The sequence below is a fragment of the Methylotenera sp. E1MeOHC1 genome, from assembly GCF_058745595.1.
This window is the reverse complement of record NZ_CP196025.1, coordinates 1845861-1859691: the sequence shown is the minus strand read 5'-3', so window position 1 is coordinate 1859691 and position 13831 is coordinate 1845861. Positions and strand designations below refer to the sequence as shown.

The window sequence follows — 13831 nt, the reverse complement described above, 5'->3', positions numbered from 1 at the left end:
ACTGGTATGCCAAAAACCGCAAACAATCTTAAAGCGGAATTATCAAAGTTAACATCGGCCCCCTTGCTGCCTGCGGACAGTGAGGGCTCAGCCTTAAGCATACGGCTACACTCGTATTTAAAACCTCAAGATATAGAACAAGTATGGGAAGGCTATCGTTACGCGTTTGCCGCCCATGATGGCGTCGTGCGTAAAACGGGCGAGCCATATATCACGCATCCCGTTTCTGTTGCCTGCATTCTGGCCGACTTGCATATGGATGTACCCACTATCCTCGCGGCGTTGCTGCATGATGTGGTCGAAGATACCGACATTACCACTTTAGATATCAAGCAAAAATTTGGTCCGCAAGTCGCTGAATTAGTAGATGGTGTGACCAAGCTAGATAAAATCGAATTCCAAAGTGCGAGTCAGGCCCAAGCAGAGAACTTCCGTAAAATGCTGTTGGCGATGTCGCAAGATGTACGTGTGATTTTGGTGAAGCTGGCAGATCGTTTACATAATATGCAAACGCTGGAAGCCATGCGCCCAGAGAAACAAAGGATCATTGCCAAAGAAACGCTGGATATTTATGCGCCGATTGCTAATCGCTTAGGCTTAAATGATGTCTATCAGGCCTTAGAAGACCTTAGCTTTAAATATCTTTACCCTATGCGCTATAACGCGATTTCTAAAGCGATTATGGCCGCACGTGGCAACCGTAAAGAAGTCATTAGCAAAATATTAGAGTCAATTAAGAAGCAGCTGGCAGATTTTGGCATTGAGGCTGAAGTGTCAGGCCGTGAAAAGCATCTTTATAGCGTGTATAAAAAGATGACAAGTAAGGCAACGCCGTTTTCGCAAGTGTATGATATTTATGGTTTTAGAATCGTAGTTAAAGACTTACCCAGTTGCTATTTAGCTTTAGGTGCGTTGCATGGGCTGTATAAGCCGATTCCTAGCAAATTTAAAGACTATATCGCCATCCCTAAAGCGAACGGTTACCAATCGCTGCACACTACATTGTTCGGCCCATTTGGTACGCCAATAGAGGTGCAGATTCGTAGTGATGATATGCATAATATTGCAGATGCGGGTGTTGCCGCACATTGGCTATACAAAGCCAGTGATGCGCAACTTACCGCGTTGCAGCAGCAAACCCACCAGTGGTTACAGCGTTTGCTGGATATTCAAAACGAGAGCGTAGATTCGCTCGACTTCCTTGAGCATCTTAAAATTGATTTGTTCCCAGATGAGGTGTATGTGTTTACGCCTAAGGGTTCTATCATGGCGTTGCCTAAGGGCGCTACTGCGGTTGATTTTGCCTATGCCGTGCACTCTGACATTGGCAATAGTTGCGTGGCGGTGCGGATTAATCATGATTTAGCGCCACTGCGTACCGAGATGCATAATGGCGATCACGTTGAGATTATTACTGGCTCCTTAGCCAAACCCAACCCTGCTTGGCTTAATTACGTAGTGACCGGACGCGCTCGTGCGCATATTCGACACTTCTTAAAATCGCAGCAATCTACAGAGTCCGCGCACTTGGGCGAGCGTTTGTTGAATAAAGCCTTGCGTGCATTGCATGTAGACCCTAGCCATATCTCAGAAGAGCATTGGCAAAAGCTGATGCGTGACTACGGCGTGAAGAAAAAAGTTGAAATTCTTTCTGACATAGGCTTAGGTAAACGCCAGAACGTGATGGTGGCGCACCAATTGGTAGCAATGACCGATGGCCATGCCGAGCGGCATACCAAACTGCCAGCGGCTTCACTGGATACCATCACGATTCGTGGTACTGAAGGCATGGCGGTACAGTTTGCACCTTGCTGCAGGCCGATTCCGGGTGACCCTATTTTAGGCTTTATCAATAAAGATAAGGGCTTGGTGATTCATACCCATGATTGCCCGAGTGTGCGTAAATTTAAATTAGACCCGGATAAATGGCTGGATGTAGAGTGGGAGCCAGAAAGCTCGCGTTTATTCAAAACTAATTTAAATCTAACCGTGGCAAACCAGCCTGGTATGTTGGCACAAATCGCATCAGGCATTGCAGATGCCGGTTCTAACATTGATAACGTCAGCGTAGAAGAGGCTGATGGCAGTGCCTATGCTAATTTGTACTTTACCGTACAGGTGAAAAATCGCGTGCATTTAGCGGAGTTGATGCGCGGTCTGCGCAAGATTCCCGATGTGGTGCGTATTAACCGCACCAAAGGCAGTGCCACTGCCAATGGTAAAAATTCGAGTGTAAAACTATATTCACAGTAGTAGTCCTGCATGATTTCTTTAACAAACGTGGTTTAATTAAATGACAACTAATACAAAACAAATTATTCAAACAGAAGGCGCACCAGCAGCCATTGGCACTTACTCACAAGCGGTCAAAGTAGGCAATACGGTGTATCTATCTGGTCAAATCGGACTAGATTCAGTAACGATGCAATTGGTCGATGGCATTGAAGCACAAGTGCACCGTGTATTCCAAAACCTAAAAGCGGTGGCCGATGCCGCTGGCGGTAGTTTAGCGGATGTAGTTAAACTTAATATTTTCCTGACTGACTTATCTCACTTTGCTTTGGTGAACTCTATTATGGCTGAGTACTTCAGTCAGCCATATCCAGCACGTGCTGCGGTAGGCGTTGCTTCATTACCACGCGCTGCGTTGGTTGAAGCTGATGCCGTGATGGTGCTTTAAGCAGCTAAATGCTGGCTTAGGGTGCGTGCTTTTACGTTATTTAAGTAAATGCTTTTCTGTGCCTTAGGTCGGCCACATTCAATGTGACGCAACTCACTCAAATTAAAGCCTTCAGCAAACCGATGATTGCCAACTTGGCTAAGTTGGGCATTAGTAATCTGCAAGGCTTATTACTACATTTACCTTTACGTTATATTGATGAGACCCATGTGACTGCAGTGCGTGATTTGCATATGGGTGAATCTGCACAGGTTGAAGGTGAAATCGTGCATGCAGAAGTTACCTATAAGCCACGCAAGGCGCTGATTGCCAGATTAGAGGACGCCAGTGGTCAACTCACGCTGCGTTTTCTACATTTCTACCCTAGCCAGATTAATGCACTGAAAGTTGGGAGTAAGCTACGTGTTTACGGTGAGGTGCGCAGCGGCTTTTTTGGCTATGAAATGGTGCATCCAACCTGTAAAGCGGTGGGTGAAAAAACCATTGTAGCCGAAACCTTAACGCCGGTTTACCCTACGGTTGCCGGCTTGGGGCAGGCTAGTTTACGTAAGGCCATCGGCATTGCCTTGCAGCAGCAAGGCGAGATGCATGAAACCTTACCTGCACAGGTATATGCAGGTTTAAATCTCCCTAGTTTTGCTTTAAGTTTGGCGGCACTGCATCATCCTAGCCCCGATGTGAGCCTGCGCGCGTTGGATAATAAAACCACGACACACTGGCTGCGTTTGGCATTTGATGAGCTGCTGGCACAGCAGCTATCTATGCGTAAGCATTATGCGCGGCGCCGTAGTGTGAGTGCTCCGCAATTTAAACGCTCTAAACAGCTGATTTCTGCTTTACTGAAAAGTTTGCCGTTTGCGTTAACCGGCGCACAGCAGAAAGTGGCATTGGAAATTGAGCATGATTTAACGCAGGCGCACCCCATGCAGCGTCTATTGCAAGGTGATGTGGGCAGCGGTAAAACCATTGTGGCCTGCATGGCGGCACTGCAGTGTGTGGAAAATGGCTGGCAGGTTGCATTAATGGCACCCACGGAAATATTGGCAGAACAGCATTACCGTAAAATGTTGAGTTGGCTACAGCCGTTAGATATCAAGATTGCATGGCTCACCGGCAGCCAAAACAAGAAAGACCGTGATGCTGCGCTGGCGTCTATTGCCAATGGTGAAGCAAAACTAGTGGTAGGTACGCATGCCTTATTTCAAGAAGCGGTGCGCTTTAAAAGTCTGGGTTTAGCCATTATTGATGAGCAGCATCGCTTTGGTGTGCATCAGCGCTTAGCGCTACGCCAGAAAGGCCAGCCTGAGCCACATCAGCTGATGATGTCTGCAACACCCATTCCACGCACGCTATCCATGAGTTATTACGCTGACCTTGATGTGTCGGTGATAGACGAATTACCTCCTGGGCGTTCGCCTATCGTCACCAAAATTGTCTCTGATGCCAGGCGTGACGAAATCTTACAGCGCGTGCGCGAGGCGTGTTTGCAGGGCAATCAGGCCTATTGGGTGTGCCCGCTGATTGAGGAGTCTGAAGCGCTGCAATTGGCAACAGCTAATGACACCTACGCACTGATGCAGCAGGAGTTTCCCGAGTTAAAGGTTGGCCTGGTGCATGGCCGCATGAAGCCAGCCGAAAAACAAGCGGTCATGGCTGAGTTCAGCGCCGGCCATTCCCAACTTTTGGTTGCCACCACTGTGATTGAGGTGGGAGTGGATGTGCCGAATGCCAGTTTGATGGTGATTGAGCATGCGGAGCGTATGGGCCTGTCACAGCTGCACCAACTACGCGGACGTGTGGGCAGGGGCGCGGCAAAAAGCACTTGTATTTTGCTCTATCAGAATAAACTGTCTGAAACTGCGCGCGCCAGATTAAAAGTGATTTATGAAAGTAATGATGGCTTTGCTATTGCGCAGGCAGATTTGCAAATTCGCGGCCCAGGTGAATTGTTAGGGGTGCGTCAAAGCGGCGTACCTATGCTGAAAATTGCAGATTTAGAGCGCGATGTTGATTTGCTCGAGGCAGCAAAAGCCATGGCAGATATGTTGCTACAAAACTATCCGGCTGAAGTGGAGCGGCATCTAGATCGCTGGATGAGCACGGCAGGCGAATTGGTGAAGGTATAGCGGCATGTATCTAGATTTTATTCACTACATGCGATAATTCTGCCGTGAAGATACGTAAAAGCACCCCACAAGCGCGTTATCGCTGGTTAGTAAAGCCGTTGCATAGCCGTGCCTATCGTTCATGGCTGATGCATGGTCAATCCTTAACTGCCAAGTTGCAGCAATGCTACCCGGATTTTTACGTGGTGCCGCTTACCGTGGCTTTACGTAAGCCGATCCGTGATGAGGCCGCGCTGTTAAATTTATCTGCAGATAAATTTGTGCTGGTGCGTGATGTGCTGTTGTGCGGCGGAGCAGAGCCTGTGGTGTTTGCGCATAGTGTATTGCCTACTAAGCGCTTGCGTGGTGTCTGGCACGGCTTAGGTAAGCTTGGTAATAAGCCATTAGGAGCGACTTTATTTGCAAACCCTAAAGTCAAACGTACAGCATTAAGTTATAAAAAACTATCACCGAATCACGTGCTGTATCAACTGGCGAACAAGCATTTGATGGTCAACCCCAGTTATCTTTGGGCGCGTCGCTCAGTGTTCAGTCTGAACTGCGCTAGTATTATGGTTACTGAAGTATTCTTGCCGAGTATCGTTGCCCCATGAAAATACAAGACCCAAAAATAAAAGACTTGGTCAAAAAGATAAATAGTTATGAACGCCTGATGCGTTTAGATAAGCCGATAGGCATCTTGCTGTTGCTCTGGCCCACATTATGGGCGCTTTTAATTGCCTCCACCGGTAAGCCGGACTGGATTATTGTGCTGATATTTATCACAGGCACAGTGTTAATGCGCAGTGCTGGCTGTGTGATGAACGACATTGCCGATAGTCAGTACGATGGTTTGGTTGAGCGCACACAGTATCGCCCTTTACCCAATAAAGAGGTGACTAAAAAAGAAGCGTATTGGTTGGCATTGGCGTTAAGTGTCTTGGCATTTGGGCTGGTCTGCTTGCTGAACGTGTTAACCATTAAGCTCTCAGTGCTTGCTTTGTTTTTAGCCATGACCTACCCTTTAACCAAACGCTTTTTTGTGATGCCGCAGGCATATTTAGGCGTAGCTTTTGGTTTTGGTATTCCCATGGCGTTTGCCGCAGTGACTGATGCGGTTCCTGCCGTTTCCTGGCTGCTACTGTGCGCCAATGTGTTCTGGGCGATTGCATACGATACCGAATACGCAATGGTGGATAGGGATGATGACTTGAAAATAGGCATTAAATCATCCGCTATTACCTTTGGCCGCTTTGATGTTGTCGCCATTATGCTGTGTTACGGCTTGACCTTGACCTTGCTGGGTGTCGCAGGGTATCAGCTCGGGCTGTCGTATGCGTATTATGTTGGCCTATTCTTGGCAGCTGGTGTTGCGCTGTATCACTACTGCCTGATCAGGGCGCGCTTAAGAGAAAAATGCTTTCAGGCATTTTTAGGCAATAACTGGTTTGGCTTTTTTGTGTTTGCTGGCTTGCTTGCACATTATTTGATTTAAGCACGTTAGGTTAAGCGCAAAGGCAGTGTCGCTATGCGCTTTTAAGTGTTTGGCTTAATTAAGTGCTTGATTTGGGCAAATCCCATTCAATAACGTTGGAGTCTTTAGCTTTGTTGTTCTCTAGCTCGTCATCAGGTTTGCTTGCCGCAGTATCAGCCGAGCTTGACTCTTCTAGGTAGATATCTGAAGGGAAAAGAAACTCTTCTGCCATTTCAGTCGGTGCGGTGTTTGTCTGCGCAGGGGCGGCTGAGTCCTCAGCTACAGGTGTAGCTTTGCCAAAGGTCGGGGCAGTTACCTCAATGTGGTCATCAAAGTCCGTGAGCATGTCTACTTCGTAAGAGGGTATTTTTTGAAAGGGCGAGTTCGCGAACTGTGTGTTCATTTCCTCCTGCGTAGGTCTGCTCCATGGGGCTTGTTCCGGCATCTCTGGGAATGGTGCAACCGTGAAGTCTGCATCGCTGATTGTGCTGGTTTTGGGTTTTGCCGTGCTTGCGCTGAGAGCATCCGCATCAAAAGAAATATCATCGCCAAAAGCAACGCTATTAAAAGCCGCAGTATTAAGCGCTGTGTTATCTAAATTGCTAGGTGCAGGAGTGGTGCGTTCGCTCTCAGCTTTAGGGGGGGCACTTCGATACATTGTGTGCTGGCTGGCTGCAATGCCTGTGTTGAGCAGTTCTGCGATTCTTTTCAGGAAGAATAGTTCTTCAAAGTTGTTGGGAGAGAAGCCCTCAGCTGGCTGTGCGTATTGATCGTAAATCAAATCATTTAAAAACTTAACGGCAAATGGTGAGCCCCATGCCCCTTCAAGTCTGGCAACGATATTTGCGTACTCTTCAATTGAAGAGCTGTCTTCATGGTCCGCGTCAGCAAAGTTTGGTGCTTTGATATTAAAGTATTTGTTGGCTTCTATTACCATTGCATCGTATTCAGCTTCAGACCCCTCTTTGGCGATTAACGATAGCAATTTAAGCCAAACTTTGGGTGACTCTGTTGGGAAGTCATTTAAATGATTCTGCAGCAACTGTATCGCTAATAGTGGGCGCTCATGCTCAATAAACACATCTGCATTATCGATGATACTATCGTGCTCATCACTTACATGTTCAGCCGGTGTCAAGATGCCAGTTTTGACTGGCGCCGCAATTACGTCGTCATCAGCTTCGTCGTCAAGAAAGCTCTCCGAGAAACTATTCTGCTTGCTCGTCCTATAATCATTGGCTGGCTGAGTTGCAGTAGCAAGAGATGTTTGCTGATTATCTGTATCCTCGTCCGCGTCAAACCAATGTTGTTCTTGCTTAATCAAGCGCTTGGTCGTAATGGTGCGGCGTAGCCATTCAATTGCAGCGAATGCGAGCAGGGCTCCTACCGCAATCAATAGGTAATTGAGCCAGCCAGATTGCTGCTCGGCTAATTCATTTTTTGCTTGTGCTGCTTCATCTCTTAGCTGCGTGTTTTGTGTTTGCAGGCTGATAATCTGCTTTTCCAGATGCGCTAGTCGATTAGACATTACGGTCGCCTCATCCTGTAGCTCTGTGCTGCTAGGTGGGGTGGTCGGGGGTGCGCGATTAAGGTCAATTTGCGTTTCAAACTGCAGGCTGATCTTATGTTGTCCGCCAGAAGCATCCGATGTCAAACTGCCGCCAGAAATGCTTAAATATGGCTTACTGGACGTGTCAGGTTTGGTCGGTGCCGGCTGCTCGCTAGTGCTTACGCTGGTTGGCGGCGTTGGTTTTGCGGCGCTTTGTTGCTTGCCTACGTAGGCTTCCATCATTTTGTCATCAGCACTGGATGCAGCGTTGGCGTGACGTTTTTTTAGCTTACGTTTAGCCTTGGGTGGTGTATAGCTCTCCGTGTCGCCAGCAGCTATGCTCGCTGTGCTGTTATCTGCGTTGCTTGAAGTTTTGGTTTTGCGGCTGACTTGTTTGTCAGCAGTGCTGCTCGAGATGGCTGCGACATTGCTGTTGGCAGTTTCGCTATGGATAGATGCAGGGTCTAATAATAAAACGTAGTCACGGTGTAGTTGTGGTTCGCAGTGATAAGAAACGCGCAAGCTAAGAATCGGCTCTGTAATCACAGATTGCGTAGTGATGGTAAGTAAAAAGCCATCTTTTTGTGTGCTTAATGTAGAAAATGCTCTTTTAAAAGCAGGTGTGTCGTTGGTGTCAGATACTGTAAAGCAGCTTGCATCTGGCGACTTTTCAACGTCACTGACATTTAATTTAACAATGAGCGATTCACCCAGGTACGATTTAAGCGTAGCTTCGCCAAGGCCCAATGCGAAGCTCGCGTTGGCGTAGAGGGCGAAAATAAGAGGGATGAATAATCTCAAAATATGTTTGTTTTCAAATTGTTATGCTAATTTTTATTGCATTGTTAAGCTGGTCTGTTAGAATCTCGTTTGTGCAGACATACTTATGGTAAAGTGCTTATAAAGCAATGTAACACTACCATAACAAAAAGCACAACTCATGCCAACATTAAGTGTTGGTGTGAATATCAAACAATATATGGATGCGAGTTGTTTGATATGGCGCTAAACATATTGTTGTAAGCCAGCAATAAACTTAAAAAATATTGAGTGAACAGTGTAATACTGTTTGACAAGACATATTTATTTAGCATAAAATCCGCCTCTTAATTTTTTTAGCTCACAGTATTGGTAACACGATGAAAACCTTTTCAGCAAAATCACACGAAGTGAAGCGCGATTGGTTTGTGGTTGATGCCACAGACCTAGTGCTAGGCCGTCTAGCTAGCGCAGTTGCACACCGTTTACGCGGCAAACATAAAACAATTTATACGCCTCACGTTGATACAGGTGATTATATAGTTGTTATTAATGCCGACAAATTAAAAGTAACTGGTAATAAAGCAGATGGTAAGCTTTACCACCGTCACTCTGGTTATCCAGGCGGTATCACAACAACAACATTCTCTAAAATGCAAGATCGTTTCCCAGGTCGCGCTTTAGAAAAAGCGGTTAAAGGCATGTTGCCTAAAGGTCCTTTAGGCTATGCAATGATCAAAAAAATGAAGGTTTATGCTGGTAGTGAGCATGACCACGCGGCACAACAACCGCAACCATTGACCATCTAAGGATAAAAAATGATCGGTAAATACAATTATGGTACGGGTCGCCGCAAAAGCTCTGTAGCGCGCGTATTCTTAAAATCAGGTAAAGGCAACATCATTGTTAATGACAAGCCAGTTGATGAGTATTTCTCACGCGTGACATCACGCATGATTTTGCGTCAACCTCTAGAATTAACAAACAACACAGCTAGCTTCGACATCATGGTTAACGTAATCGGTGGCGGTGAGTCTGGTCAAGCTGGTGCTGTTCGTCACGGTATTACACGTGCTTTGATCGATTTTGACGCTACATTGAAAAGTGCATTGTCACATGCTGGTTTCGTGACACGTGATGCACGTGAAGTTGAGCGTAAAAAAGTTGGTCTACGCAAAGCGCGTCGTCGTAAACAATTCTCTAAACGCTAATCAGGCGGTTGGATTTGAAAAAGGTCGCTTTGGCGGCCTTTTTTATTGGATGAAAAAGATAGAGCGCTTATAATCAGAACACTTGGTAAATGAATATAAACAACATGGCATCGAAAAAGATAAAAGTAGGGATTGTTGGCGGCACTGGATATACCGGTGTTGAGTTGTTGCGCCTATTGGCGCTACATCCACATGTGGAGTTAACGGCTATTACCTCACGTGGTGATGCTGGCCTGCGCGTTGCTGATATGTTCCCTAATTTACGTGGCTATATTGATTTAGCGTTTTCTGATCCGGCTACTGCAAATTTAAGTGCATGTGATGTGGTGTTTTTTGCGACACCTCATGGTGTGGCTATGAGTCAGGCGCAAGCGCTGTTAGATGCCAATGTTAAAGTGATTGATCTTGCGGCAGACTTTCGTTTACAAGACACTGCGGTGTTTGAACAGTGGTACAAAATGCCGCATAGCTGCCCTGATGTGTTGCGTGAGGCAGTGTATGGGATCCCTGAGCTTAATCGTGAAAACATTAAGTCGGCGAAAGTGATTGGTAACCCTGGATGTTATCCAACCACGGTGCTATTAGGTTTGGCGCCGTTGCTCGAAAAGGGCTATGTTGATTTTTCTGCACCGATTGTGGCTGATGCTAAATCTGGTGTGTCTGGTGCGGGCAGGAAAGCGGAAGTTGCAACTTTGTTTGCAGAGTCAAGTGATAGCATGAAAGCATATGGCGTGGCTGGGCATCGTCACCATCCTGAGATTCATGCGCAGCTTACGCAATTGGCAAATGCAAATATTCAGTTTATTTTTGTGCCGCATTTAATCCCGATGATACGTGGCATGCTGTCAACAATTTACGTTAAACTGACTGATGCAGCTAAAGCTGCAGATTTGCAGGCTTTGTATGAGCAGCGTTACCAACATGAGCGTTTTGTGGATGTGATGCCAGCGGGCGCATTGCCAGAAACGCGGTCAGTGCGAGGCTCTAATCAGTTACGCATTGCTTTGCATAGGCAAGAAGCAGCGGGATATTTGACCTTGGTGGTAGTGCAGGATAACTTGGTAAAAGGGGCTGCTGGGCAGGCTGTGCAAAATATGAACATCATGTTTGGGTTTGATGAACGCAGTGGTTTAGAAGTTTTACCGTTACTGCCTTAACTAAATGAAACCAGTTCGCCGTAGAATTCGCCGTCATTTCGGGTTAACTGCCAAGCAGGTGGCGGTGAGATCCAAGCGTCCGTGGTATTTTCAGACCGGCACAGCTTTTGTGTTTATTGCTTTGGGCTATGCGGCCGCTTACTGGCAATATGCAACGGGTAGTGAGAGCTTACGTCAGACCATGCTTGATAATCAGGCGTTGAATACCAAGGTAATACAGGTAGAGCGGCAGTTACAGATTGAGCAAGCCGCACAGAGCGTTTTAACTAAAGAACTGCGCGATGTCCAAGATGAAAATATTCATATTAAAGAGGATTTAGCTTTTTATAAGAATATGACGAATAGTAAAAGGTAATCGTACTTACTTTTTATGGCAGTACCATGCGTAGTAGTCTATGAATGAGTTAGCTATCAAAGTTTAGAGGATTTACGATGTTTTTTAAAAAAAGTAACCGTGTGCAAAATACCATTGACACCTTGATTGGTGTGGGCACACGGGTTGAAGGCAATATTCATTTTGCAGGCGGTTTGCGTGTTGATGGCACAGTAATTGGTACCGTGGCTGAACCTAATGACCAGCCAAGCACACTAATACTTAGTGAGTTGGGTCGTATTGAGGGTGCAATTACTGCATCTAAGGTCGTGGTGAACGGTACTGTGATTGGTCCAGTAAAAGCTGCGCAGTTTATAGAGCTACAAACCAAGGCACGTGTGACTGGGGATGTTTATTACAACACTCTGGAGATGCATACCGGTGCGGTGATAGAAGGAAAGTTAGTTTATTTGGATGAAAATGCAGATTAAGCTAGCACTTGCAGGCTTTTGCTATTGAAATTCAGTGCGTTAGGTCGCATATTAGTGAAGATATTTATTTGAAATTTTAGGGGTACACCATGAGTACAGTTGCAGAAGTTCAGGAATTAGACATTCCTTCACCTTTAGTTTTTACCGATAATGCAGCAAAAAAGGTAAAAGAGTTAATTGAAGAAGAAGGTTCACCAGATCTTAAGTTGCGTGTTTTTGTTAGCGGCGGCGGATGTTCAGGCTTTCAATACGGTTTTACGTTTGAAGAAGAAGTGAACGACGATGACACGCAAGTGCAAAAAGACAGCGTGACATTGTTAATCGATCCAATGAGTCTGCAGTACTTGATGGGCGCTGAGATTGACTACCAAGACAGCTTACAGGGTTCACAGTTTGTGATTCGTAACCCAAATGCACAAACTACTTGCGGTTGTGGTTCATCTTTCTCGGTTTAAAATTTAGCGCAGTTTAGCTTTGCTAAATTTACAATGACACGCTTGTGTTAATTTGGGTGCTTGGCGGTATAAGCACTCGATTAACTGAGCGTGTTTTGTTATGCGCAGCTCCGTCAGCCTTGTACCGTTAAATCTCGCAGATAAAACAGTCCAAGAGTGCTAGCTTTGACAGGGTTGAATTGGGTTACGCTTTAAATAGGTACCAATTCAAATAGGCTTCATTGAAATAGACACTAAATTAGGCGCAAGTCAGCTGTAACTTCACGGCCGTGCTGCACCTGCCTTAATTACTACCTTTTATTTAATTCCACAAATGAGCGCTTTGCTGAGCCCGTGTAAAGCTGACGTGGCCTGCCAATTTTAGCTTCAGGGTCAGAGTGCATTTCAGACCACTGTGCAATCCAGCCGGCAGTTCTGGCAAGGGCAAAGATGGCGGTAAACATGCTGTTGGGGATGCCCATCGCACGCATCACAATGCCGCTGTAGAAATCTACGTTAGGGTAGAGTTTGCGCGACACAAAGTATTCGTCTTCCAGTGCAATCTTTTCTAGAGCCAATGCCAATTTGAACATAGGGTCATTGTTAAGTCCTAATACATCTAGCACCTCATGACATGTTTTTCTCATGATGGCGGCTCTTGGGTCCATGTTGCGGTAAACGCGGTGACCAAAGCCCATTAGTCTGAAACTGTCTGATTTGTCTTTAGCGCGGTTAATAAACTCACCAATGCGTGAAACGTCGCCAATTTCTTCCAACATATTCAGCGTAGCCTCGTTAGCGCCACCGTGTGCCGGCCCCCAAAGTGATGCAATGCCTGCTGAGATACATGCAAACGGGTTGGCGCCGCTAGAGCCTACAAGGCGCACTGTCGATGTCGATGCGTTCTGTTCGTGGTCTGCGTGCAAGATTAAAATGCGTTCAAATGCTTTTGCTAGTACTGGGTTAGGTACATATTGCTCACATGGGGTAGCAAACATCATGTACATAAAGTTTTCCGCATAGTTCAGATGATTCTGCGGGTACATAAATGGTTGGCCTATGTTGTACTTATAGCTCCACGCCGCAATGGTTGGTACTTTTGCTAATAAACGATGCGCAGATATTTCACGATGCTTCGGGTTAAGAATGTCCATCGAGTCAAAGTAAAACGCAGAGAGTGAGCCAACCACGCCAACCATAACCGCCATTGGGTGTGCATCACGCCTGAACCCGCGGAAAATATTGCTAAGTTGATCATGCAGCATAGTGCTGCCTGTAATGGTGTCCGTAAACTGCTTTTTCTCTGTCACGTTTGGCAGTTCACCATGCATTAACAGGTAGGCAACCTCTAAATAGTCACAGTGTTCAGCTAGCTCTTCAATTGGGTAGCCACGGTGATACAGCAGGCCCTGCTCGCCATCAATAAAGGTAATGTTGGAGTTACATGCTGCAGTCGACATAAAGCCCGGGTCGTACGTGTATACGCCGTGTTTGCCTAAGCTGCGGATGTCAATCACATCATTGCCCAATGATCCGGAAAGTATCGGTAATTCAATCGGTGACTTACCATTTTCAAAGCTGAGTGTTGCGGTACTTGTATTGTTTTTCATGGTGTTTTTGCAGTTCTAATCATCATTGACTGTGATTATACTTTATCA

13 protein-coding genes are annotated in these 13831 nt (G+C 46.1%); 11 read left to right on the top strand and 2 right to left on the bottom strand.

Features of this window, described 5'->3' with window-relative positions:
- Positions 1-6: 6 nt before the first annotated feature.
- From ACSSU7_RS08755 to ubiA, 5 genes are all read left to right on the top strand, one after another.
- Positions 7-2253, top strand: a complete 2247-nt coding sequence (locus ACSSU7_RS08755; protein ID WP_492516115.1) for a RelA/SpoT family protein — start codon at positions 7-9, stop codon at positions 2251-2253.
- Between the two features lie 40 nt (positions 2254-2293).
- Complete coding sequence (locus ACSSU7_RS08750) at positions 2294-2680, top strand: RidA family protein (protein WP_492516114.1); 387 nt, start codon at positions 2294-2296, stop codon at positions 2678-2680.
- An 83-nt stretch (positions 2681-2763) separates the two neighbouring features.
- A complete protein-coding gene (gene recG / locus ACSSU7_RS08745) occupies positions 2764-4806 on the top strand; it encodes an ATP-dependent DNA helicase RecG (RefSeq protein ID WP_492516113.1) in 2043 nt (680 codons plus the stop codon).
- 44 nt (positions 4807-4850) lie between these two features.
- Positions 4851-5399, top strand: coding sequence for a chorismate--pyruvate lyase family protein (locus tag ACSSU7_RS08740; RefSeq protein ID WP_492516112.1), 549 nt, complete (start codon positions 4851-4853; stop codon positions 5397-5399).
- Complete coding sequence (gene ubiA, locus ACSSU7_RS08735; RefSeq protein ID WP_492516111.1) at positions 5396-6280, top strand: 4-hydroxybenzoate octaprenyltransferase; 885 nt, start codon at positions 5396-5398, stop codon at positions 6278-6280. The genes ACSSU7_RS08740 and ubiA overlap by 4 nt, the downstream gene beginning before the upstream one ends.
- 58 nt (positions 6281-6338) lie before the next feature.
- Here the strand turns inward: ubiA and ACSSU7_RS08730 are convergent, their stop codons facing one another.
- The gene (locus ACSSU7_RS08730) at positions 6339-8609 is read right to left on the bottom strand and encodes a type IV pilus assembly protein FimV (protein ID WP_492516110.1); all 2271 of its coding nucleotides are present in this window, start codon (positions 8607-8609) and stop codon (positions 6339-6341) included.
- A gap of 338 nt (positions 8610-8947) precedes the next feature.
- Here ACSSU7_RS08730 and rplM point away from each other — a divergent pair, with 338 nt between their 5' ends.
- From rplM to erpA, 6 genes are all read left to right on the top strand, one after another.
- Positions 8948-9376, top strand: a complete 429-nt coding sequence (rplM, locus tag ACSSU7_RS08725; protein ID WP_492516109.1) for a 50S ribosomal protein L13 — start codon at positions 8948-8950, stop codon at positions 9374-9376.
- Between the two features lie 9 nt (positions 9377-9385).
- Positions 9386-9778, top strand: coding sequence for a 30S ribosomal protein S9 (gene rpsI, locus ACSSU7_RS08720; RefSeq protein ID WP_019896537.1), 393 nt, complete (start codon positions 9386-9388; stop codon positions 9776-9778).
- A 104-nt stretch (positions 9779-9882) separates the two neighbouring features.
- Positions 9883-10935 (top strand): N-acetyl-gamma-glutamyl-phosphate reductase, encoded by a 1053-nt coding sequence (gene argC / locus ACSSU7_RS08715; protein WP_492516108.1) that lies wholly within the window; start codon positions 9883-9885, stop codon positions 10933-10935.
- Positions 10936-10939: 4 nt separating this feature from the next.
- Complete coding sequence (locus ACSSU7_RS08710; RefSeq protein ID WP_492516107.1) at positions 10940-11290, top strand: DUF6776 family protein; 351 nt, start codon at positions 10940-10942, stop codon at positions 11288-11290.
- A gap of 77 nt (positions 11291-11367) precedes the next feature.
- Complete coding sequence (locus ACSSU7_RS08705) at positions 11368-11739, top strand: bactofilin family protein (protein ID WP_492516106.1); 372 nt, start codon at positions 11368-11370, stop codon at positions 11737-11739.
- A gap of 89 nt (positions 11740-11828) precedes the next feature.
- Positions 11829-12194, top strand: a complete 366-nt coding sequence (erpA, locus tag ACSSU7_RS08700; RefSeq protein WP_135276732.1) for an iron-sulfur cluster insertion protein ErpA — start codon at positions 11829-11831, stop codon at positions 12192-12194.
- A gap of 290 nt (positions 12195-12484) precedes the next feature.
- Here the strand turns inward: erpA and gltA are convergent, their stop codons facing one another.
- Entirely contained in the window at positions 12485-13783 is a 1299-nt protein-coding gene (gltA, locus tag ACSSU7_RS08695) for a citrate synthase (RefSeq protein WP_492516105.1), read from the bottom strand.
- Between the last annotated feature and the right edge of the window lie 48 nt (positions 13784-13831).